The organism is Anaerobacillus alkalidiazotrophicus (genome assembly GCF_001866055.1).
This window is the reverse complement of sequence record NZ_MLQS01000017.1, coordinates 76610-101782: the sequence shown is the minus strand read 5'-3', so window position 1 is coordinate 101782 and position 25173 is coordinate 76610. Positions and strand designations below refer to the sequence as shown.

18 protein-coding genes and 2 pseudogenes are annotated in these 25173 nt (G+C 34.0%); 1 reads left to right on the top strand and 19 read right to left on the bottom strand.

Annotated features, from left to right (window positions below):
• Positions 1–4: 4 nt before the first annotated feature.
• The 4 genes and pseudogenes from BKP45_RS10910 to fsa (BKP45_RS10900) form a co-directional block, all read right to left on the bottom strand.
• A pseudogene (locus BKP45_RS10910) lies at positions 5–424 on the bottom strand (GntP family permease); the annotation flags it as partial.
• Between the two features lie 673 nt (positions 425–1097).
• On the bottom strand, positions 1098–2108 hold the full coding sequence (locus tag BKP45_RS10905) for a LacI family DNA-binding transcriptional regulator (RefSeq protein ID WP_071389719.1): 1011 nt from the start codon (positions 2106–2108) through the stop codon (positions 1098–1100).
• Between the two features lie 787 nt (positions 2109–2895).
• Positions 2896–3072 carry a hypothetical protein gene (locus tag BKP45_RS22525; protein WP_169823150.1) on the bottom strand — a complete coding sequence of 59 codons (177 nt, stop codon included), beginning with the start codon at positions 3070–3072 and terminating at the stop codon, positions 2896–2898.
• Between the two features lie 252 nt (positions 3073–3324).
• Complete coding sequence (gene fsa / locus BKP45_RS10900) at positions 3325–3987, bottom strand: fructose-6-phosphate aldolase (protein ID WP_071389718.1); 663 nt, start codon at positions 3985–3987, stop codon at positions 3325–3327.
• 286 nt (positions 3988–4273) lie between these two features.
• On the opposite strand from fsa (BKP45_RS10900), the gene BKP45_RS10895 reads away from it, so the two are divergent.
• Positions 4274–4465 carry a hypothetical protein gene (locus tag BKP45_RS10895; protein ID WP_071389717.1) on the top strand — a complete coding sequence of 64 codons (192 nt, stop codon included), beginning with the start codon at positions 4274–4276 and terminating at the stop codon, positions 4463–4465.
• Between the two features lie 319 nt (positions 4466–4784).
• Here BKP45_RS10895 and BKP45_RS10890 read toward each other — a convergent pair.
• The 15 genes and pseudogenes from BKP45_RS10890 to BKP45_RS10820 form a co-directional block, all read right to left on the bottom strand.
• Positions 4785–5589, bottom strand: a pseudogene (locus BKP45_RS10890) (FGGY-family carbohydrate kinase); the annotation flags it as partial.
• 689 nt (positions 5590–6278) lie between these two features.
• Positions 6279–7178: a patatin-like phospholipase family protein gene (locus BKP45_RS10885; protein WP_071389716.1), complete on the bottom strand. Its 900-nt coding sequence runs from the start codon at positions 7176–7178 to the stop codon at positions 6279–6281.
• 141 nt (positions 7179–7319) lie between these two features.
• The gene (locus BKP45_RS10880; protein ID WP_071389715.1) at positions 7320–9509 is read right to left on the bottom strand and encodes an alpha-galactosidase; all 2190 of its coding nucleotides are present in this window, start codon (positions 9507–9509) and stop codon (positions 7320–7322) included.
• 17 nt (positions 9510–9526) lie between these two features.
• Positions 9527–10348, bottom strand: a complete 822-nt coding sequence (locus BKP45_RS10875; RefSeq protein WP_071389714.1) for a carbohydrate ABC transporter permease — start codon at positions 10346–10348, stop codon at positions 9527–9529.
• The gene (locus BKP45_RS10870; RefSeq protein ID WP_071389713.1) at positions 10348–11217 is read right to left on the bottom strand and encodes a carbohydrate ABC transporter permease; all 870 of its coding nucleotides are present in this window, start codon (positions 11215–11217) and stop codon (positions 10348–10350) included. Before BKP45_RS10870 ends, BKP45_RS10875 begins: the two co-directional genes overlap by 1 nt.
• Positions 11218–11401: 184 nt before the next feature.
• Positions 11402–12649: an ABC transporter substrate-binding protein gene (locus BKP45_RS10865; RefSeq protein WP_071389712.1), complete on the bottom strand. Its 1248-nt coding sequence runs from the start codon at positions 12647–12649 to the stop codon at positions 11402–11404.
• Between the two features lie 110 nt (positions 12650–12759).
• Entirely contained in the window at positions 12760–13800 is a 1041-nt protein-coding gene (locus BKP45_RS10860) for a LacI family DNA-binding transcriptional regulator (RefSeq protein ID WP_071389711.1), read from the bottom strand.
• 496 nt (positions 13801–14296) lie between these two features.
• Positions 14297–15331 (bottom strand): LacI family DNA-binding transcriptional regulator, encoded by a 1035-nt coding sequence (locus BKP45_RS10855; RefSeq protein WP_071389710.1) that lies wholly within the window; start codon positions 15329–15331, stop codon positions 14297–14299.
• Between the two features lie 208 nt (positions 15332–15539).
• Positions 15540–16331, bottom strand: a complete 792-nt coding sequence (locus BKP45_RS10850; RefSeq protein ID WP_071389709.1) for an endonuclease/exonuclease/phosphatase family protein — start codon at positions 16329–16331, stop codon at positions 15540–15542.
• Between the two features lie 5 nt (positions 16332–16336).
• Complete coding sequence (locus BKP45_RS10845; RefSeq protein WP_071389708.1) at positions 16337–17977, bottom strand: PTS transporter subunit IIBC; 1641 nt, start codon at positions 17975–17977, stop codon at positions 16337–16339.
• Between the two features lie 433 nt (positions 17978–18410).
• Positions 18411–20072: a glycoside hydrolase family 13 protein gene (locus BKP45_RS10840; RefSeq protein WP_071389707.1), complete on the bottom strand. Its 1662-nt coding sequence runs from the start codon at positions 20070–20072 to the stop codon at positions 18411–18413.
• Positions 20073–20248: 176 nt separating this feature from the next.
• On the bottom strand, positions 20249–20914 hold the full coding sequence (fsa, locus tag BKP45_RS10835; protein WP_071389706.1) for a fructose-6-phosphate aldolase: 666 nt from the start codon (positions 20912–20914) through the stop codon (positions 20249–20251).
• Between the two features lie 357 nt (positions 20915–21271).
• Positions 21272–22432 carry a mannitol-1-phosphate 5-dehydrogenase gene (locus tag BKP45_RS10830; RefSeq protein ID WP_071389705.1) on the bottom strand — a complete coding sequence of 387 codons (1161 nt, stop codon included), beginning with the start codon at positions 22430–22432 and terminating at the stop codon, positions 21272–21274.
• Entirely contained in the window at positions 22433–22870 is a 438-nt protein-coding gene (locus tag BKP45_RS10825; protein WP_071389704.1) for a PTS sugar transporter subunit IIA, read from the bottom strand. It lies immediately after the preceding gene.
• Between the two features lie 2 nt (positions 22871–22872).
• A complete protein-coding gene (locus BKP45_RS10820) occupies positions 22873–25041 on the bottom strand; it encodes a BglG family transcription antiterminator (protein ID WP_245747437.1) in 2169 nt (722 codons plus the stop codon).
• Positions 25042–25173 lie beyond the last annotated feature (132 nt).

Here is a 25173-nt window from a genome sequence, read left to right as displayed (position 1 = left end):
CCTTCTATAAAAACAACTTAAAGACACCGAAAATTAATGTTGATACAATAGCAATTGTTAACCCTACCACTGATTCATAAGGGATGAGCTTCAAACGTCCCTGAAAACTCATCAAAACGCTACCCGCTGTTGCATGGAAGAAGCTTCCGAGTGGTAAATGATCTAGTACAGTAGCACCTGCATGAATCATTGCCGCACCAGCAAGTCCAGCAACTCCTAATTCAAGCAAGGTTGTACTAAATACGCTACTTGCAACTGCAGCACCAGCTGTTGTTGAAACAGTTGCTGCTGACATAAAAATACCTGATACTGGTGCCAGTGCGTAAGATGGTAAACCAAGTAAGTCAATTCCATCGATCAACACATTTCGTAACCCTGAGTTTGAAATAATTCCAGCCAAAGTCCCTGTTCCTAATAACAGTACCCTTGTTTGTTAATTTTTTCGCAATAATATAAGTTACGATTAAACCGAAATCCCTGGGATACATGCTTCCTATAAGTATCTTGTAACCAATCAGAAGCTTCACTTAAGTTTACCAATAATAGGGGATGCATCGTGAAACTTAACACCATTCTTTGAAAGGTGAATAATTTTAAAGTCATCACGGACATTTGAGAATAGTAAGGCTTTAATTCCTAATTTTCCAAGCGTTAATCCAGAAACTACTTTTAGTACTAATGGCAGGATCTGAGTCTAGTAAATTAGAATGATAAAAAAGTTGAGACAAGCACCCATTTAACATTTGTATAATGTCCTGTTCTAGTAATCTGAAATCGATTGCAGAAGAATCGAAAAAATATAACGTTGTAACATGATTTATTTTTACATCATTTGCGTTTCTTTGTAAACGCTTTTTAAAAAGTTATTTTGAATCGATTTCATTTTATTTTTTCATTTATCACTCTCATTTCTAACGATTGTTTGAATAATAAGATTCAGAAAACACTAGGAGCTAGTTGATCCATAAAAAACAACTATTTCTACCCGTATTTTTAGAGAAAATGGAAAGGGATTATATTTACTCAATTAAAAGCTACCCAAATTACAAGAAGAGCTCCCAGTTTTTTAAAACTATTTTCTAAAAACTTATTCCTTTTCAAGATATTTCAATGTTTACATTTGTACCACATGATTCTCTAATCATTAAATTATCTTTTAAAACAAATTTTTTCTTTTGAATACTTTCACCATTAATTATCTTTAATAATAATTCCATAGCTTTTATACCAATTTCATATTTAGGTTGGTCTATTGTAGTAATATTCGGCTCATATAAAGAAGACATTTTAATATTATCAAAGCCAACGATGGCTATATCTTTCGGAACCTCTAATCCACTATCCTTTACAGCTTTAATTGCCCCAATAGCCATTTCATCATTAAATGTAAAAACAGCAGTAGGCGGACTTTCCAATGCTAATAGTTTTAGCATTTGATTATATCCGGAATCGATACTGAAGTCACCTTCTTGAATATAAGCTGAATCAATCTCTAAATCATGACTTAGTAACGCTTGTTGATAACCTCTTAGTCGGTCACGGCTAAGCACGACATTAATTGGGCCTGTGATATGTCCAATCTTCTTGTGACCAAGCGTTAATAAGTGTTCAGTTGCTTTTCTAGCACTACTAACGTTATCAATAGATACAGTAGGAACATTTAGCCCATCCATGTATTCACAGGCAAGTACCATTGGAAATTCATTAGAAATCGCTTCAAGTTTTTCTTTATCAATACGAGCGGTCAAGAGAATCATACCATCAACTTGTTTTTGATGAAGCAAATTAATATATTCTTCTTCCCTATTTATATTATTTTGTGTATCCCCTAGAATTACTTGGTAACCACTATTAATAGCAACATGCTCTATCCCTCGTAGTACTTCTGAAAAAAACGGGCTTGTAATATCTGGAACTACTACAAGTAAAATTTTAGTTGCCTTTGTTCTAAATTGTCTTGCAACAATATGAGGTCGATAATTTACTTTTTTGATAACCTCTAACACTCGCTCTCTTGTTTCTTTGCTAACCATATCTGGCTGTGTAAGAACTCGTGAGACAGTAGAAGGAGATACGTTTGCTAATTTTGCCACATCACTCATTTTCATAAAATTTATTCACCTACTTTCGTTCTAAGATGCAATATTATGAACTGATTATTTAATATATATTTATTTCTTTTATTGTATCGAAAATAAGCCTAGCTCATAATTATTATTTTATATATTTTAAAGAAAACGATTTCATTAGTTTTTTCAAAAAATCGTTTCTTTAATTATATATTACCATGAAAATGAAATAATTTTAGAGTTTTTTTAGTTTCTACCTAAAATTATTATACTTTATGATGATATAAAAACGGATTTCAACTCATTTACCTAGTATCATTTTGATAATGAAAAGGGATGTCTTATAGTAAGACATCGCCATAATCCTTATGCTTTGTTACTTGATTGAAATTCTCTCATTTTACTTTTAACAGTTGCCACGATTGCTTCTTTCCCAGGTGTTAAAATCGTTCATTAATTACCAAATGGGAAATACTCAATTAGATATTATACTATTTTTTGAGATTCTTAAATCATTTTTTCAAAGTTAGTAAAGTTCAAGAAAATACCTTTACTAAGTATTTCCAATGCATAGGTTTCCATTGTTGTAATAAAAAGTAATGTCCAGATAAGAAAAGCTCTCTTACAATCATTGGTTATGCCCTCTTTTTCAAGACACAATAAAACTCCCCTATGAGTTTTTCGTTTAATCAGAGAGGCTATTATTTTTATCTTTATGCAAACCTTGATATCTTGTAATAAAAAATAGCCAGTGTGTTAGTTTTAAAAAACGAAACACACTGGTTATTCATTGAAAGAAACCGAGAATAATGATTTAGTTCTGGATCTAATAAACAATACCCTTAAACTGTAACTTAACGTTAGTTAAAGTTTCTGCCTCAATTTGATCTTTGATCTTTTTTGCCTTAAATAGGGCATCCATCATCCCGTTTGCCTCAATTTTATATTCTTTATGTTGGTTGGTATTATGGGCTATATTGTAGAAAAAGATATATTGTTTCATAATAAAATACCTCCTTCATGAATAAGTTTTTAATTATTATTCTCTTATCCTATAATCCTTATACCTTGTGAAAATGTTTTTTCTTAACTTAATCTTATATAATATTAATTATACTTTCCAGTATTTAGTCAGATAGCTTTTCATACTTTTTGTGTGTATTAGAAAAAAGTAAGGTGTTTTACAAAGCTTTAAAACACCTTACTCACCAAATAATTGCATCAGAAACATTTAACACATCATAAAAACAATTTCTTAAATACTCTTTTTCCAATCAGTCGCAAATTTCTCAAGTCCTTCATCCGTCAGTGGATGTTTTGATAACTGGTCTATTACAGAATAAGGAATATTTGCAATATGAGCACCTACCAATGCCACACGAGTTACATGATCTGGGTGACGAACGGAAGCGGCAATAATTTGTGCATCTAGTTGATGAACTCGGAATAATTCCGCAATTTTGGAGACTAATTGAACTCCGTCTTCAGAAATGTCATCTAATCTCCCTGAAAATGGAGATACATATGTAGCTCCTGCTCGGGCAGCTAATAATGCTTGGTTTACAGTGAAGATTAATGTAACGTTTGTTTTTACACCCTTTTTTGAAAGGTAACGACAAGCTTCCAACCCATCAATTGTCATAGGAAGTTTTATCGTTATTTTATCGTCTCCACCATTAATTTTTATAAGCTCTTCTGCTTGTGCGATCATTTCTTTAGCCGTTACAGCATCTGGAGTAACTTCTGCAGAAACAGATTCAACTTCAGGTACTGATTGGCAAATTTCCTCAATACGGTCTTCGAATTTAACTCCTTCTTTTGCTACTAAGGAAGGATTAGTTGTAACGCCTGATAAAACACCAATTTTATTAGCTTTAATTATGTCTTCAAGGTTAGCTGTATCAATGAAAAATTTCATAAAAATTACCCCAAAATTTTTATAGTTAAAAAGTCTTGTTTCCATAAATGATTTTCAAAATGCAGATTTTACGTAACTAAGATTTTATATCGAACTAACTCGGTACAATCTCAACTAGATTTAGTTAAGATCGATGGATTAAAGGGATTAGGATTTCAATTATATTCATTAATTAATTTATTAAAAATCTTAGATCCTTATTTTGTTAAAATATTGTAGTTCTAAAAGCAGGTTACAAATGAGTATGATAAAGTGTAAGACCACTTACTTCTAAGGAGGCGATTTCGTGTCAACATGGATAGGAATTATTCTACTCATAGCCATAATTTTTGTGTTTTCTGTACTGTACACAAGAACTAAGAAGTCTAGCTCTAATGTTGAAGAAGGTCCAGAAATAATTTGTAAAAACTGTCAACATGTAATACCAAAAGGTTACACAAAATCACTATGTCCTCACTGCAATAAATTGCTAGTTTAATAAACTACCAAAAATCTTACCTTATCTTTATATGCAGAATACTCAAGGCTTTTATATACAAAAATTAATCTTTTACACGAAAAGCGCTCAGCTCACAATTGAGCGCTTTTCGTTGATTAAGAATAACTGAGTGAACTCGTTCTAGCTTCGCTAGAACATCGGAAATTCAGATGGAGTCTCAACTCCACTTGAATGGAAGTTCCCACCTACGCTACGCTTAAAGGTAGGGGACTATGACCCTGAAATACAAATCAGTTTTGATTAACACGCACATACTAGTTTCATCCTTACTAACAATATTTTCATTTGTAAAAGCAAATTATCTTTTACGGAAGCTCTTTAAGCCCTCATTTATTTCTTTTGTTTGTTTATAAACCTCTTTATACCATTTATTAAGTTCTTGATACCTTTCAACGTTTTCTAAAATCGGCTCATAAACATTTTCTTCTGCCGTAAAGATACTGGCACATTCTTGTAATGAACCGAACCAACCAGCTCCGTAAGCCGCTAACATTGAAGCACCTACTGCTGGGCCTTGCTCGCTAGATAGCTTCACAATTTTAGCATTAAAGACATCTGCTTGTATTTGTAGCCAAGTCTCATTCTTTGCACCACCACCGATAGAAATGATTGTATCGATAGTCTTACCACTCTCTCTAAAAATTTCGATCGATTCATTTAGTGAGAACGTAATTCCTTCTATTACTGCTCTTGCAAAATCAATACGTTTATGAGAAGCGTCCATCCCAATAAAGCTTGCGCGAATCGTGGCATCAGCGTATGGTGTTCTCTCTCCCACTAAATATGGTGTGAAAAGAAGCCCATTTGCCCCGATTGGCACTTCACCAAGTCCCTCTAACAGAGAATCAAACGCCTCATTGGAGGCAAATGTATCTTGAAACCAACTTAAACTATAACCTGCTGCTAACCTTACTCCCATCATGTAAAATGCATTTTCTTGCCCATGGTTAAAATAATGGACTTTGCCAGCAAAATCACGATCTTTTGTTTCTTCATAAGAACTACACCTAAGTTCCGATACTACAAAAGGTTTTCCCTTCTGATAAAATAGAAGTCCCAATTGCACCGCAAGCATTGTCGGCTTCACCAGCAAATACTTTTGTTAACTAATGCTTCATTTATTACTCTGCTAACGGACACAGAAGACCTTATTTTACCGATTTGAGCAAATTTTTGGAGCTATCGGACATGAGGTACGTTATTTCACGAAAATCTGCTATGTTTGGTACTAAATTTAGTAGATAACGAACCTGGTGTCCGTTACCCATTCTAAAATACCCCTTTGTTCACAAATAACGGCTCTCTTGTCCGATAGAGTTAATATAAAACAACATCGCTTATTACACTAAAGCTCTTCGTTTCTTGAATAAGTTGCATATCTATGGTTTCACCCATTACATTAGTCATAAAAGATATAATTTTCAGTTTATTCACCGGAAACGCTGATAAGATATAGTATAGTAGTAGCACATGTAAATAAATATTGGGAGAATGATGATGCATGAATAAATTTCATCATTATTTTTAGCAATGGTGATGATTATCGCTCTGTCGGACAAGTCTTCGCAAATACTGAAGTAGATTGTTTTTGTGATGATTTAGCGGATATCGACATCAAGCAGATATTTCTAAAATGAGATCATTCTGTAAATTAATAGAGTACTTGGTCAACTGAACCGATCAAAAACAAATTGCCATTCGCTTTTGCTCGGTTTTCTTTCTATTTATGCGCGATAACACCTCTCTTATGCGCGTTTCTCTTTTTCTACGTAATACAACCAAAACAGCGTCTTTACTTAGTACGATAATCCTTAATATACTGTTGAAAGTCCCATTCTTTTAAAAACTCCTGCGCCGACTTCCTTCCCAATTCTACTAAGTGAAGTTTTTGTTTTTTTGAAATTCGAAAATCTGTAGCACCAACTTCAATTTTTGAAATAAAAACGGTTCGAACCGCGCCATCCTTTTCAATATACTGTTTATCATGAGCCTCAAGCATCGTACGGATGATTGCTAAAGCTTTTGTCACTGGTCCTCTAATTTTGGTCTTTTCATTCAATAATTTAGGCCCAGACAATCGATAACCAATCGTTGGCCAACGTGGTATTCCTTCAATATCAAAAATCCAAATTGGATAATTACTAAGAATCCCACCATCAACAATTGTATAACCCTTTATTTCCTCTGGTACAAAAAAGAACGGGATTGAACTACTCATCTTTACAGCTTTGGAAATCGGAAAAGTGTCTGGATCTATTCCATAAAACGGGAGATCGTCAGGTAAGATCGTCATTCTGTTTCTAGAAATATCCGCAATGACAATTTTCAGCTTCCCTTCTGGCAAATCACCAAATGTCGTTTTCCCTTTCTTTTTTAACGCTTGTTCCATCCATTTTTCCAAAACCGTTAACTTATATATCCCATTTTTGAATGTTAAACTTACCATTGGACCAACTAGTGGGATTTTACTAAGCCATGTTTTTTGTTCAATCTCTTCGAACGGAAATTTGATCATTAAGTCTTTTATTTCTGAAGAACTATACCCCACTGCTAGTAAAGCTGCTACGATTGAGCCAGCTGAAGTTCCTGCAAGCCGTTCCCATTTGTAACCCTCTTCTTCAAATACAGAAATTGCACCTATATGAGCTAGGCCTTTAATCCCACCACCTTCAAAGACACCGTCAACTTTCATGAGGCCATCTCCCTTCTACTTTATTTTACATTTTATTAAGTAAAGAGGATGTACTATACCTGACAGTTAGGTAGTATGGTAAAAATATACCGAAATAAAGCCAACATCGCTTCTCTACAATGTTGGCTCTATAATTAAATGTTATTCAGCATACAATCTCCACATGACACTTTGGAAATCACCTTGTCTATAAGGAATGTTTATACCTACATTCATTAATTCCTCACCATAGTAAGACTCTCCAAGTTCAACAACTGTATATTTTTTGTTTGGATCTAACCCTTTAAGCTTCACCGTTATAAATGGCATGTTTGCTTCGTCTAATACTTTGAAATGGGCAAATACAGCTTTGTTTTTACCCTCGGAAACAAATGTCCAAGCTGTTTCGTTCCCTTCAAACGGGCTAGAAATTCGATAAAAATCACCAAATTGGATAACCGGACGAATTTCTTTATAGAAATTCACTTGTTCTTTCACGATTTCTTGTTCTTCTTCAGAAAGTTTTGTTAGATCAAGTTCATAGCCTAAGTTTCCTGACATCGCTACATGACCTCGAATATCTAACGATGTAATCCGCTGTACTTGATGATTAGGAACATCAGATACATGTGATCCCATTGAACTGATCGGATACACTAAACTAGTTCCATATTGAATTTTCAAACGAGAAATGGCATCGGTATTATCGCTCGTCCATGTTTGTGGCATGTAATACAACATTCCTGGATCAAAACGACCACCACCACCTGAACAACTTTCAAATAATATATGTGGAAATTTCATTGTTAGCTCTTCCATTACTTGATACACACCTAGCATAAAACGGTGAGCTACTTCTCTTTGTCTTTCTGGTGGTAAAGCTGCTGACCCTGCCTCAGTCATATGACGATTCATATCCCACTTCACGTATGTGATTGGCGAATTTGATAGAATTTCTGTCATCATCGCAACAATTTCATCACAAACTCCTTTTCTTGAGAAATCTAAGATTAACTGATTTCTTCCTTCTGAAAGTTTTCGATTTGGTACATGGATGCACCAATCAGGATGTTTTTTAAACAGTTCACTTTTTTCAGAAATCATTTCTGGTTCAAACCATAGACCGAACTCCATATTTGTTTCCGTAATGTCAGATGCAAGTGCATCTAGTCCATTTGGAAGTTTGTTTTTATCGACAAACCAATCACCTAGCGACGTACGATCATCATCACGTTTACCGAACCACCCATCATCTAAAACAAATAGTTCCATTCCAAGGTCTTTCCCTTTTTTAGCGAGGTCTTTGATTTTTTCTTCATTAAAATCAAAGTAAGTTGCTTCCCAGTTATTAATTAAGATTGGACGTTCTTTTTCTTTAAATTCACCACGACATAAACGCTCACGATAAAGCTTATGGAAGGTTCTAGACATGTCCCCTAATCCATTTGATGAGTAAACCATGACCACTTCTGGCGCTTGGAACGTTTGACCAGGTTGTAGGAGCCAAGAAAAATCAAATGGGTTAATTCCTACAGTTACACGAGAAGTAAAGATTTGATCTACTTCTACTGATGCTAGAAAATTTCCACTATATACGAAGTTGAAGCCATATGCATCACCATAATCTTCATTTGTATCTTTTCGAACTAATGCCATAAACGGATTTTGTTGGTGACTACTCGTGCCCCGACGACTTTCAATCGATTGAACCCCATTTCGAAGTCTTGTTCTTTCAATATGTCTTTCTCTTACATGAGCTCCGTAAAGAGTGATTAAATCATACTCGGAGTCTTGAAAATCGACATTCATACTAGCTACTTTTAATAGCTTTAGATCTTGATCTCCTCCATTTTCAAGACGTACAGAGCGCGTAATAACATCATAATTTTGAAACGTTGTATAAGATAAGATTACTTTTAAACCAATTAATTGATCTTCAAGAATTAATTCTAACGTGTCAGCCTCATCATCACTAACAACATAAGTTGCTGGTAGGCCCTCTAATTTCGGTTTTCCTTTTATGATATTGTGTGATACGTAACGAAGATCTGTTACTGTACTACCATTTTCTAATTGAATTTGATAGGCAGGCGAACGAAAATCGGTATTTCCATAGCCTGGATACTCTTGAGGAAGAGTATCCAAGGAAAAGGTTCTATCAGTAGCGGGCGCCGGATTCGCTGAAAAACCACGATCTAGAAATCTTACTTTATTTGCATGGTTATATTGTTTAATTTTTTTACCCCAATATTGATGAACTAAATATCCTTCGCCTAATACTTTCATGATATAGCTCGTATTTTTTGCTGTTAAATGAAATGTTTTGGTTTGTGTATCGAAAGTTATACCCATAATATCCTCCTCTTTTTTTATTTAATTGCTCCTTTTGTCACTCCACTAATGATCCATTTTTGTGCAAATAGATAAACGATAATCATCGGTAACAACGCTAATAAATAAGACGCAAACGCTAGGTTGAAATTTGTGCCAAATTGTGATTGGAATACGTATTGAACTAGCGGCAATGTGTGGTGACTTCTATCACTTAAGATAACTAATGGCAATAGGAAATCATTCCAAGCCCATAATGCTGTAAATATTCCAACTGTGGCATTCATTGGTGCGAGTAGCGGGAAAATAATTCTCCAAAATACTCCCCATCTACTACATCCATCTACAATCGCTGCTTCCTCAAGTTCTTTCGGGATAGCTTTGATGTATCCTACATATAAGAAGACGTTAAATGCCAACCCGTATACGATATAAAGAAAAATCAAACCTGTTGGATTTGTTAAATTAATCGCACTCATTTGTTTTACAATCGGTAACATGATGATTGGAAACGGTACAAACAAAGCACTTACAAAATAGTAATACAAAAACTTAAACGTTTTTTTATGTTGATTTCTCGCAATTGCATATGCAACCATTGAATTGGTTAGAAGCGTAAAAACGACCGCAAAAAATGTAATATAGAAACTGTTTTTAAACGCATTAAAGAAATTAGTCATTTCAATTGCAGTTGTAAAGTTTGCAAAATTTAACTGACTCGGTAGTGCTAAGATCGATTGAGCTGTTTCTTGTGGTGTTTTAAAAGCATTAACGACTGTAATATATATTGGAAAAAGAATGAGAATGGTTCCTATGATTAAGAGAGTTGTAACTTTCCAATTGATGCCATTACGATTCATTACATCTCAACCTCCCTTTTCTGTAATTGACGAATTTGAAAGACTGAAAATCCTACGATGACGATAAAGTAGATGACTGCATTTGCTGACTGGTAAGCAAATTCTCCACCTGTAAATCCACTACGATAAATTAAAATGGAAATCGATTCTGTTGCTCTACCAGGACCACCACCAGTAAGACCCATAATGTGATCAAATACCATTAGGAAGTTTTTCATCGCTAAAACCATATTTATGGTAAAGAACGGCGCAATTAATGGGAATGTAATTTTCCAAAATTCCTGCCATTTGTTTGCCCCATCTAAATTAGAAGCCTCATATAAATCATCTGAAATTGTACTAAGTCCAGCTAAATATAAAATGGTATTAAATGCCGCCGCTTGCCATACCGCTACAATAACTACCCCAACCCAAGCTAAATCTGGATTACCTAGAATACTAGATGCTAAAAAAGTAATTCCTAAATTTTGTGCAATTGTTGGTACAAAAATAGATAAAATATAATTAAAGATAAATCCGACAATTAAGATACTTAAAATATTCGGCATGAAATATACAGCACGTAAAGCACTTTTAAACTTAATTTTTGCATTTAATCCTAATGCAATCAAAAGACTAATAATATTAACTAAAACGGTTGAAACGATCGCAAACTTAATTGTAAAGAAATAAGCATCCAACGCCCTTCCATCTTTAAATACGTGAAAATAGTTTCTAAATCCAACAAACTCCCAGTCCCCATACCCTCTCCAGTTTGTAAAACTGTAAAATACACCTTGTAAAACAGGGAACGTATGAAAGGCAAAAAAGAGAATTAATGCTGGAAGAACCATGAGTAAGTAAACAGTTGAGGATTTTTTATTATTCATACTGTAGCCTCTCCTTTAGTAATAAAAATTCTTATAAACTTTCATTTTATTGACTTTAGTTTTACTTCTACCTTAAGGCCATAACATTCATGTTCATTCTTTCATGTACAAGTTAGGAATTCTTAAAGTAGAAGTAAAACATTTTTATAAGAAGGGGAAAGGTTCTTCCCCCTCTACGCTTAAACTATTGACGTGCTTTTACTTTGTCGTATTCGTTATCTAAGGTTTGTAGGAAGCTATCGACATCCTTATTAATTAACAACTCTTGTATTAAGTTATCAAAGCCCATACCTGGAAAGTAGTAGTGGTCAGCGAAGCTAGTAATTCTACCTTCTTCAAAGTTAGGACGTAAATCAACTACTGTCGGATCTTCTTGAATAACACCTTCTACAGCTGAAAACAGTTTTTGTTGATCAATATAGTATTGCATATTTTCTTCTTCTAAAAGGAAATCAATAAACTTCTTTGCTTCTTCAGGGTGTTTTGCATCAGCTGACATTGTAAGTAGGATATCTACACCTGAAACTAGACGATTTGCATCTGGATCATTTGTTGCTGGAAGGGCAAATGCACCAACTTCAATATCTGGGTTAGCATCTTTAATTTGACCAATTGCCCAAATTCCTTGCATGTACATAACAGACTCACCATTGGCAAAAGCGGCATTTCCTAAACCATAATTCGAACCAAAAACATCGTTATCTGTGTAGTCTAATAGCGTTAACATTTTTTCAGCAACTTCACGGTAACGCTCTGAAAAAGTAGTTTCACCAGCAGCAAGTTTGTCAAAGAAATCGTCTCCATGTAAATTTGATGCTAATGCATTCCATGGTGGAAGTACCGTCCAAGATTCACCATATGTTGAAAAGAATGGTGTTTCTCCAGCGGCTTCGATTTCTTCAGCTATTTCCATCAATTCATCCCATGTAGTCGGGATTTCTAAACCAAGCTCCTCAAATTTTGTTTTATTGTATAAAACTGTGTTTGCATTTGCAGAATGTGGTAATCCATGAATTCGATCAGAACCAGTAATTCTACCGATCATTTCAAAATAAGATGGAATGATTCTATCTACATTTTCATTTTCAGTAAAATCATACAGTACTCCTGCCCTAGCTAACTCTCCATAAGTCACGTTCCCATTAATACTCATAATCTCCGGGACATCGTTTTGAGTTAATCGAGACATTAATACCGTATCTGACTCAGGAACATTATTTTGAGTAATTTTAATATTCGGATTTTCCTCTTCAAACTTTTTAATCAAAGTATCAAATGTACCAACCGCTTCTTGTTTAAACTGAAAGAATTCTAAATTAACCGTTCCATCTGCACCACTTGCACCTTCTTGTTGTGTATCACCGGCACCACATCCAACTAATAAAGCTGCTGCAATAGAAAATGACATAATCGTTGTGAATATTTTTTTCATAGGTTTTTCCCCCTTAAAATTAATCGCTTTCATTTTTAAAAAATAAAATATGATTACTTCACGCCGTTTACATTAACTTACACCACCACCTTTCAGTATTAATTTTCTGGTTAAGTCTTTCCACCGCATGACTCTCTTATGATCAACTTTGTTGGTACAACGACTTTTAGAGGAACTTCTCTTCCTTTTATTCGCTCTAATAGCAAGTTCACTGCTGTCCGTCCCATTTGTTCACTATAAATCTTAAATGTTGTAAGAGGTGGGCTTACAAATGCAGCCATTTCAATATCATCAATACTAACAATCGCTACATCTCTTGGAACATGAATATTCGCTTCATGTAATGCTCGAATTGCACCGATGGCCATTGGGTCACTGGCAACAAAAAATGCTGTAGGCATATCTCCTTTTACTATGGCTTTTTTCATTACTTGATAGCCACTTAACGTTGACCAATCTCCTACATATATATCTTTCGAACTAAAAACCCCTTTCTTTTTCATCATAGTTTCATAGGTCTTTCTTCTAATTTCTTCACTACTTTCAACCTTTGTTAGACCGAAATCATCATTAAACCTTTGCTTGTATTCAACTCCACCTATAAAACCTATTTTTTTATGTCCTAACTTGAATAAGTACTCCATCACTTTCCTTGAACACTCTTCAAGATCACATATAATAGACTCATAGTTTTCTGAATTAGAATTGCTATTAACAAAAACAACATTTTGATTATGTTTGTATATTTTATCTAATTCATCTATATCTACATCACCTACAACGATTAATCCATCTAACGCTTCTAATGAATAATCATTAGAACTACCTCTTACACGAATTGTTTTTACTATTTCCAATTCTAAGTCAATACATTGCTTTTCTATCCCTTGACGGATAGATAGGAAGTAAGAGTCTTCGTACTCCTCTTCTTGACTACACCACATAACAACACCTATGTTCGCGCTTTCATTAAAGCTATTATTTTGAACATGCAGCTTTTTTTTAGAAGAATACTTAAGCTCTTTGGCAACATTTAAAATTCTTTGTCTTGTTTCTTCCATAACTGTAAGTGTTTCATCGTTGTTCAAGACTCTGGAAACTGTTGAAATGGAGACATTCGCTTCCTTCGCTATATCCTTAATCGTAGCCAATTTTTTCACCCAATCTTTCAATAACAAAACAAGTAAAGTTTTACCTTATATTTTACTCGTTTCTACGTGATAATTATAAGATAACAGAATAAGAATTCTATTTCAACACTTTTTTTACTAATAGATAAAGTTTTCAAAAACGCCAACAACACTAGAAAAACACTACGTATCAAATCATTCAAAGGAAAGGGTACAAATATACACAAACAAAAATACAAGTAAAATTTTTACCGATATTTTTGTTTGTAAAAAGTTTTATATAGCCAATGTTAGTAAAAACACAAAAAAAACAAGCTATAATAATAGCCTGTTTTTTTGTAGATTTTGCTTATTTTTAATCAAACTGATTTGTTCTTAAGGGTCAGAGATCGCCACCTCTAAGCGTAGCGTAGGTGGGGACTTCCATTCAAGTGGAGTTGAGACTCCATCTGAATTTTCGATGTTCTAGCGTAGCTAAAACGAGTTCTCTTTGCCCATGATAATACTTATACAAAAGTTATTGGTTACCACCGCATGAATCCCTTACAATTAACTTCGTAGGAACAACAACTTTAAGAGGAATAGTTCTGCCTTCTATTCTCTCCTGAAGTAAGTTGACTGCTGACCTACCCATTTGTTCGCTATAAATTTTCACTGTCGTAAGTGGTGGACTTACAAAACCCGCCATATCAATATCATCGATACTAACAACTGATACTTCTTCTGGCACTTTTATACTTGACTCATGTAAAGCTCTTAGAGCACCAATGGCCATCGGATCACTAGCTACAAAAAAAGCCGTCGGTATGTTACCTTTTTCGATTGCGTTTTTCATCATTTGATAACCACTTGCGGTTGTCCAGCTACCTATGTAAATATTTTTTTCATCTAATAATCCATTCTTATTCATTATTGCTTCATAAGTTTTCCTTCTAATTTCTTCACTACTTTCTCTCTTATCAAGCATTTTTTCATCGTTAAACTTTTGCTTGTATTCAACTCCACCTATAAACCCGATTTTTTTATGCCCTAAATGAAATAAGTAGTTCATGATCTCTTCAGAGCATTCTTTGAGATCACAAATAACTGCATCATATGTTGTCGGGTCTGGGTCATTATTAACAAAAACAATATTGGTATTCTGATTGTATACTTTCTTTAGATCGTCTAGATCTACATTTCCAACTGTAATAATCCCATCTAATTGATCAAACGAATAGTCTTTGGAGCTACTTCGTACACGTATTATTTTTGATAACTCTATCCCCTTTACTGAACACTGCTTTTCAATGCCTTCACGAATAGATAAAAAATAAGGATCATTAAATTCATCTTCTTGAGTCGCCCACATAACAACCCCGATGCTAACGCTTTCAGGTTGATTGTTATTTTGATTCCTTCTTTTAGGAGTATAATTAAGCTTTTTGGCAATAGCTAAAATTCTTTCTCTTGTTTCTTCCATTACTGTTAAAGTTTCATCATTATTCAAAACTCTAGAAACAGTTGAAATGGAGACATTCGCTTCTTTTGCAATATCTTTTATCGTAGCCAATTTCGTCACCACCTTTCATAGTAAAAAAAGCCTATTGAAATAATATATAATAATTTTAAACGAGAACGAATTCATATATATATTATGATAGTAAAAACCACTGTTGTAAACAACCTTTGTCCTCTATACAAAACCCCCCTTACTTAGCAACTTAGCAAGGGGGGTTTTGTATAATTAGTGATTTCGTACACTTTTTTCATTTAGGTACCTATAAAGAAAGCTCGACCTCAACTCCATAATGGTCAGATATAATCGGCTTATTTTTATGGTTAAAAATAACATTTGATTTTTCAACATTACATTGAAAATTTGAAAAAATATAGTCAATCCTTAAATCACGTTTATTCTTATCCCAACCAGCAATTTTCCCGATCACTGTTTTCCCACTATCTTTTTCTTTAGCTAAGTCAAAAGTGTCGTAATATCCATTAGCTAACATATAGTCATAACCTTCATCTTCAACAGAAGCATCACTATTAAAATCACCCAATAAGAAAACTTTTTCTGATTTTATTACATGTGAACATAATAAATCTAACTGTTTTTTTAGCGGTTCTTCTTCATCGCCCCACCATCCAAGATGACATGAATAAAAAGAAATTGGTTCATTATTGTAGGTAATTTTCGCCCCAACAATTTTTCTTGTTTTATGATATTTGGTGTTTTCCGACTGGGACACAAAGAATGAATATTCCTTCTCAATTTTGTGTTTCGTTAAAATTGCTAGTCCTTCTTCATATACTTCATATGCGAAATGAGAAAAGTCCCAAAAATAATTATATTCCTCTACACCAAGTTTTTTTAATTCATCTAATAATACGATCATGTAATTATCTTTTTTGACATTGCGATCTAATTGCTCTTCGTCGACTGACTGACTGACTTCTTGTAATGCGATCACATCATAGGAATTTTCTTTTATGGTTTTCGCTAAAGTCTTAATTTTTTCTAACTGTTCTTCCTCTTGCCATGCATGGCAATTTAATGTTAATAATTTCATTTCATTTAAGCCCCTATTCGGTCTTGAATATCTGATTTTAGAACATCTGCTTTCGGTCCATAAATAGCTTGAACTCCCTTATCTTTAACGATTAATCCTAAAGCTCCATTCTTTTTCCACTCTTGCTCTGATCCGACGAGGGCCGTATCTTTTACCGTTACACGAAGTCGAGTCATACACGCATCAACGTCAACAATATTATCTCGTCCTCCTAATAAAGCAATTATTGAATTAGCTAAAGAATGATCATTTTCATTTGAAGCAGTATTTACACCTTGTTCGTTTCCATCATCAATATAATTGCCCAGTCGTCCCGGGGTCGCATACTTAAATTTATTTATCATAAAATTAGCAACAACGTAGTTTAATACAAAAAAGACTATACAAGCAGCAAAAAAGTAGGCGTAATCTAACCATAATCCTGCTTTCATAATCATCGGTGTTCTTGTTAGTAATTCAATCATCCCCATAGAGTGAAGACGAATATCAATAAGATCAACAATAGCGAAAGCAAATCCAGTCATAATTGCATACACAACATAAAGAACAGGCGCAACAAACATAAACATAAATTCAATTGGTTCTGTAACACCAGTTAAAAATACTGCTAAACCTGCTGAAAAGAACATTGATTTATATTTTGTACGTTTGTCAGGATCAACATTGCGGTACATGGCAAATGCAACACCAATTAAAGCTGCAGTAGATAGAATCATTTGTCCTACTTTAAAACGCGCAGGAGTTACTTCATTTAACAGTTGATTATACCCCGCCAAATCTCCTACTGAACGTAGATTATTCAAATCAGAAATCCAGGCGAACCATAAAGGGTCTTGACCTGCAACTGTCTGCCCAGCATTAGCTCCAGATAATATCGTATAAGTACCTCCAAGTGGTGTAAAGTTCATCGGAATTGTTAACATATGATGTAAACCAAACGGAAGTAATAATCGTTCTACCGCACCAAAAATGAATGGTGCAAAAAACGGAGCTGTTTCTCTCGACGTTGCTACCCAACGTCCAAATGCATTTAAGTTCCCTTGAATGACTGGCCAAATAATTGACAATACTACAGCGGTTACAATTGACCATAAGATTACGACGAATGGAACAAAACGTTTACCGTTAAAGAAAGCTAGAGCTTGTGGTAGTTTATCATATTTATAATATTTATTAAATAGAGTCGCTCCCAAGAATCCGGAAATTATTCCAATAAATACGCCCATATTTAAGGCTGGCGCCCCTAATACATCCGTGAAAAAATCTTGTACAATAAGTTCACTACCAAAGAGCGAAGTAGCAGTGGCTTCAGAATCTCTTAACATACTATTATTAACACCAAAAATTGTACCAGTAACACGGTTGATGACGATAAAAGCAACTAGTGCGGCAAAAGCTCCACCAGCTCGCTCTTTTGCCCAAGATCCACCAATCGCTACAGCGAATAGAATATGCATGTTACTAATAACGGCCCAACCAATCCCTTCAATTACCGCAGCACTGGTTTGAACGAGACCTAAATCAACTTCAAACATAGCAATCATTTTACCAAGAGAAATCATAATCCCAGCGGCCGGCATAACAGCCACCACCACTATTAGTGCTTTACCAAATTTTTGCCAAAAATCAAACGATGTGATTTTCATTTTTTTCATCTCCCTTTATTTTTTGTTTAGCTTGAGCAAACGTTTGCGCTTAGTGGCAAGAAAAACCTTAGCTCCATAGTTCACGGAATGTCAAATGTCACTGGAATTTATTTATATCAGCTGTTATATCGCTTCCAAAAAGGACTGATAAGTTGAAGTGACCGAACTCGTGGGCGTAGGAGCTAGATAGCTTCCAAGTAGGAAATAAAGCTGAACTTCAATCAGTGGGGGTTTTCCTTCATCCCCCACTGATTGTTAGTTCAACTTATACCACGGGCATAAGAATAACTAATCATCAGCTTCACTGATGAAAGTTATTCTATATCGGACCTTTAGGGGCAGTTTATCCCCCACCTAAACTTCTCGATTTTCTTAAGTTTTGAGGTGGGGGTCTTACTTGCCCCTTAAGAGTGGGATAAATTAGTAAATATAATTATATTAATTTGTATACTCTAGCTTCATATGGTTTTAATAATATCTTATCGGATACAACTTGTACCTTATAATTGCTAATATATAATTCTTTTGATTTCTTATTTAAATCTGAAGGTAAGGTAATACTTGTTTCTTCACCATATAAATTAGTGATAATTAAAAATTGTTCATTTTCTAGGGTTCTAGTATAAGCATAGACTTGTTCATGTTCTTCTAAAATCAAATCATAACTTCCATAAATCAAAGCTTTTTCCTGTTTTCTTAGTTTTATAAGGTTTTTATAAAAATGATAAATTGAATAACTATCTTTTATCGCTTGTTCAACATTAATTTCTGTATAATTAGGATTTATTTTTAACCAAGGCTTACCTTCTGTAAAACCTGCATTTTCTTTATCGCTCCATTGCATTGGTGTTCGAGAATTATCACGACCATTTTTCCAAATAACTTCCATGATTTCTTGGTGTGATTTACCAGCTTCTCTTTCATTCTTATAGAGATTTTTAATAGCTACATCATTGTAATCTTCAATTGAAGAAAATTTTACATTTGTCATTCCAATTTCTTGTCCTTGATAAATGAACGGGGTCCCTTGCATAAGAAAGTACATCGTTGCCAGAGCTTTGGCTGATTTATCTCGATACATATCACTATTTCCCCAAGTAGAAACTGAACGAGGCTGATCATGGTTTTCCAAGAATAAAGCATTCCACCCTTTACCATCAAGTTCTTTTTGCCATTTTGTAAGAGTTTCTTTTAGACCAGCTAGATCTATACCTGTATCCGTACCTTTCCCCCACAAGTCTAGATGTTCAAATTGGAATACCATATTAAAATAACCATTTTCTTCACTTACCCATTCCTCTGCATGTTCTGCTTTGACTCCATTAGCTTCACCAACAGTCATAATGTCATATTTATCAAATGTTTCTTTTTTCAACTCTTTTAGAAAAACCTCGATCCCTTCTTGATTCATATGACCGTCTAATGATGGAACATACTTTAGTTTCTTTGGGTTTGGCAGATCTGGAAATCCAGCAACTTTTTTAATGTGAGAAATGGCATCGACGCGGAAACCATCAATCCCTTTATCTAACCACCAATTTATCATTTCATATAAGTCTTTTCGAACGGTTGGATTTGCCCAATTTAGATCTGGTTGTTTTCTTGAAAACACATGCATGAAATATTCTTCAGTATTCTCGTCATATTCCCAAGCAGAGCCGCCAAATATTGATTCCCAGTTATTTGGTTCATTATCTTTTTCACCAGGGTGCCAAATATAGTAATCTCTATATGGGTTTTCCTTTGAAGAACGCGACTCAATAAACCAAGGATGTTCATCTGATGTATGATTAATAACAAGGTCCATAATCAACTTCATATCTCGATTATGGACTTCAGCAAGTAGCTCATCAAAATCAGACATTGTTCCGAAATCAGACATAATTCCTTTATAGTCACTAATATCGTAACCGTTATCATCGTTAGGCGAACTATAAATAGGACAGATCCATATTACATCAATTCCTAGTTCTTTTAAATAATCAAGTTTCGAAATTACACCTTGAATATCACCAATTCCATCTCCGTTAGAATCCATAAAACTTCGTGGGTAAATTTGATATGCAATCGCTTCTTTCCACCAGGTTTTCTTCATCTTTTTTCCTCCAGTACTGTTAAACTCTCTATCTACTATCTTTCTTACACTAAAATACCACAGTATGCCACAAAGAGCAACCGTTTGCACTGAATGTTGTGAAAAAAATATTTGTCCCTTTTAAAAATTAGACACAGCTATTTAAAAGCTGTGTCATCATAAATGATACATACAAATTAAATTTTCGCTTTTTCCCAGTCAGCTGCAAATTTCTCAATTCCTTGATCTGTTAACGGATGTTTCGATAATTGCTCAATAACAGCGTATGGAATAGTTGCAATGTGAGCACCAGCCATAGCTACACGAGTTACATGGTCTGGGTGTCGTACCGAAGCAGCAATAATTTGAGAATCAAGTTGCTGAATACGGAATAACTCAGCAATTTTTGTTACTAATTGTACTCCATCTTCAGATATGTCATCAAGTCTTCCTAAAAACGGAGAAACATATGTAGCACCTGCACGCGCAGCTAAAAGCGCTTGGTTTACAGTAAAAATAAGTGTAACATTTGTTTTAACACCTTTTTTTGAGAGATATCGACATGCAGCTAATCCCTCAATTGTCATAGGAAGTTTAATCGTAATTTTTTCATCGCCACCGTTAATTTTTAAAAGTTCTTCTGCTTCTGCAATCATTTCTTCAGCAGTCACAGCATCAGGAGATACTTCTGCAGATACAGATTCAACTTCAGGAACAGATTGACAAATCTCCTCGATACGGTCTTCGAATTTAATCCCTTCTTTTGCAACTAGAGACGGGTTTGTTGTGACCCCAGATAAAACACCGATTTTGTTAGCTTTGATTATGTCTTCAAGGTTTGCAGTATCGATAAAAAATTTCATGAAATTATCCTCCATATCTTCTTTTATTTCATACTTTGATTAGACGTCAACCCAGAAAAAGATACATTTACATAATTTTAAGCGTTTCCAACTTTTTGGTATACTAATAGATTTTGAAAATTTCGAAATGGGTTAAATTAACAATAATATAAACTGATAACGTTGTCAATAAAGGGAATTTTCAAAGCTCATAGGCTGTTTGCGCTAGACAGTTTTCAAGTTAGAAATTTATAATTTCTTATCTTTGAACAATAAAAAATCCCCCTTTTCATAACTAGCCACCTTACTTATAAACATAATAAGGAAGTAAAATCAAACCAGCCTTCAACATTTTGTTGAAGGCTGGTTTGATTTAAATTAATACTTATTATCTTTTAGCGTATAATATTGTTTGACGATAAGGTTTACCAATGTACTGTCTTTTGATAACTTTGTATATTTTTCAATCGCTGCTTCTATTCCTTCTTGTTTTATTGTTGCTTGTAATTCCATTGCTTCCTCATCATTTGTATGATCGTATAATAGGGTTGCAGCTATACCTTTAGCTAGAAAGATAGGTTCTTCTCCTACCATTTCAACAAATTGCTTAGCAGGGCTTAAAAATCTATCATTTGGTCCTAGTTTTCTAAGTGGTGAACGTCCAACTCTTGTTACTTCGTCAATAATAAACGGGTTTGAAAAACGCTCCATAATTTTTTTTATATAGTTTGAATGAACCTCACGATCAAATTGATATTTTTTTATTAATAATTCACCAGTTTCATTGATTGTATTTTCAACAAGGTCTCTAATAGCTGCTATTTTCATAGTTTCATTGATTGTATCTATACCAGAATAATAGCCTAAATAAGCAGCAGTCGTATGGCCAGTATTCATCGTAAATAATTTTCGTTCAATATAAGGGTTTAATCCCTTAACATACGTAATACCAGTTATTTCTGGTCTTTCACCTATCATCTGTGTTTCATCTACAACCCACTCAAAGAAAGGTTCAACCATCACCATCAATTTATCCTCATTTGATTGGTTCGGTACAATTCTGTCGACAGCAGCATTTGGAAATGCAAAATATTGTTTAAATGCTTCTTTCTCATCGTCACTAATCTTTTCATACACTTTTTCTTCTAGAAACGTACTACCACCAACCATATTTTCGCAAGCAATAATATTCAATGATTTACGGTTTTTCGTTAACCTTTTTTTTAGACCTTCGGCAATAAGACCTGAAATCAATGGAAGTATGCTTGGACCAACAGCAGTCGTCACTAAATCAGCATGTACAATTGCCTCAATGACCTTCTCTGGATCCAACTGGCTATTGATGGCTTCAACATCCTTAACGATAAGTTCCTCCCGAGACTTTTCAGCTAAAACAATTCGATATTCTTTTCTATCATTTATTAAATCAACAATTTCTTTATTTACATCAACGAAGCATGTTTTGTAACCAGATTGATATAATAAACTCCCAATAAACCCTCTACCGATATTCCCCGCTCCAAAATGTAATGCTAACATTTAGTTCACCTCTTCAAAAATTGATAAGATCTCTTCTTTTGAGTCTGAATTAATAATTTTGATCACATTTTCTTCTTCAGAACATACAATTGCGATTTGTGAAAGGATCTCGAGATGTTCATTGTCTTTTCCGGCTAAGCCAATAAATAGCTTTACGATATTTCCATTTCCGAAATCTACACCATTTGGTACTTGTACAATCGCAATACCAGTTTCTTTTACTGACTTCTTAGCTTCATCTGTACCATGAGGAATAGCCACGTAATTCCCCATATAGGTTGATGATAATTCCTCACGTAAAAACATTTGATCGATATAATCTGAATTAACATAACCATTTTTCTCCAAAATGCTTCCAACTAATTGAATTGCCTCTTTTTTATTAGCTACTTCTGCGTTTAATAAAATATTTTCTTTAGGTAAAATTGATAATGTCATAGTTAAACACTCCTGTTTTCGTTAATTTTTTCATATATAAATTGTTCGAATTTTGATGTTAAATGTGCAGAAAGTAAGTTCTTATTCTTTGATTGAAAAATTTCCACACTCTTTTCATCTTCAATAATTAATGCACTTATATAACTCAACACCTCTAGCACTTGCTGCGTGGAATTTAACGGTGAAAGTAATAGCAATATATTGTCTACGTCAATCTGACTTTGATCCATCCCTTTTAAACTCATAGGACTACTAAGATTAATGATTTTAAATGATGGTATTAAGACGTGATCATTTCGCGTATGAAATAAAGCCATGTTCGTATCAGGTATCCCTAACCCCCCTACACGTTCTCTCTCGAGTAAAGCGCTTACAACTATTGGAGTTTCATTAATTACATCTAGTTTATTTAAGTGTTGACAAACAGTAGTTAACACTTCTTGTATGGGTAAAATTTGATTTATTTCTACTATTTCAAAGCCCTCTAATAATGTCACAATTACGTCAGAGTATACTTTTATGTTGTGTAGTTTTTGTAACGTCTTTTTTGTGTCATAGAGGGAGACATCTTTAAAAACATTAGTATGATCCTTTGCTACTAGTTGACTACCTTGCTCAGTTATCCGTGATTTAATCAATTCTATTTCAGACTCTGTTAATATGGGGCTGACGAGAATATAATCTTTTGGTAAATCTGGTGAATCAATCGTAGAAATAACCAAATCATATTCACGTAAATCATAGTTTCTAATGTCAAACAACGATATATTTTGTAAATCCTTAAGATTTGGTATTTCTTGTTGAATTCTATTTGCTAACATTTTAGAGGTACCAATTCCACTAGAACAAATGATTAGTGCTTTTACATTTTCTTTTGTTTTTCTACTTATTAACACTGATCCGAAGTGAAGAACTAAATAGCCAACCTCTTCATCTGGAATAGTTAAATGTGGAAAAACCTTTTCTGTCCCCTCTTTTACAATAGTAAACAAATCTGAATAGTCGGATTTTATTTTTTCTAATAGCGGATTACTAATCCCCATATGTTGTTTTATCCGATAAAGGGCAGGCCGTAAGTGAGCAATTAAACCTTGAAAAAGTGAATGATTATTTGATAAATCCTTATCTAGATATTTTTCAACGTAGTCGATAAGGCTTTTTGCTTTTATTGCAATGTTAAAACTACTATCTTCTAATAAGAATTCCTTATCGTGTCTAAGTTTTGCTCCTCTTAAATGCATAGTAATATATCCAGTTTCTGCTTCAGGAATATCTATTTCATATACTTTTTGCAATTTTTCTATGATCTTTTCGGCGATACTATACTCAACTGTGTCTTTCAATCTTCCTAAATAACCTTGATCAATTTGAATGTTTTCTCCTTGCATAATTCGCTCGATGGCTAATGAAAGGTGAACAACCAATCCAATATAGGCACTATCAGCAATGGAATAGGGTAATTCGTTATTTATTTCTTCGAGCACCTTTTCCACAATTAATAACTTTTTCTTTTCAACTAATCCTAATAACCTTTCTGAAGCAGAAGTTACTTGATGGGTTGATTTTCTTTGTATGTTTTCTCTAACAAGTGATAATAATTCAAATTCATTAACATTTTGCGAAATGATACTACTCATTGCTCTTCGCTTTGATGATTCACTTCCAAAGATTTCAACACCATAGCCTCTTTTTCGGATCAAGGATAGGTCAAATCTATTCAGTCGCTCTTCTAACTTTGTCAAATCGTTACTTACCGTAGCAATGGTTACGTTTAAATCATTTGCTAAGGAAATCAGTTTGATTGGTTCAGTTGCTTCTAGTAAGGTACAAAATATGACCGTCTGGCGTTCTTCTGGAGTATATTCATTATGGGATAAATTAAAGAGAAACAATTGTAGCTCCTCAATACTTTCCGTGCTACCATTCACTTGTATCCCTAACCCAGATTTTTTTAATAATGTTAAGTCATATTCTTTTAAAATATCTTCGACTCCCTTTAAATCTCTATGAATTGTACGAACACTTACATCAATTCGGTCAGCAATTTCCTTAACAGTAATACCTTCAGCTCTCGTAAGTAAAGTTTCAAGTATTTGTCTTTCTCTAGCAGAAATATACATTGCCATCACTCCATTTTCTTCGACCATATGCCCTACTATTTTTTGTGACAAAATTAAACTTTATTCTTACAAGTTAATAATAAACCGTTTACAACCACTACCACAACAAAAGGAAAACCTGTTTTCGTCTAAAGCATTGTTGACATTTTTTAATTAGTTTTTATTTTTCACTATACAAAAGAG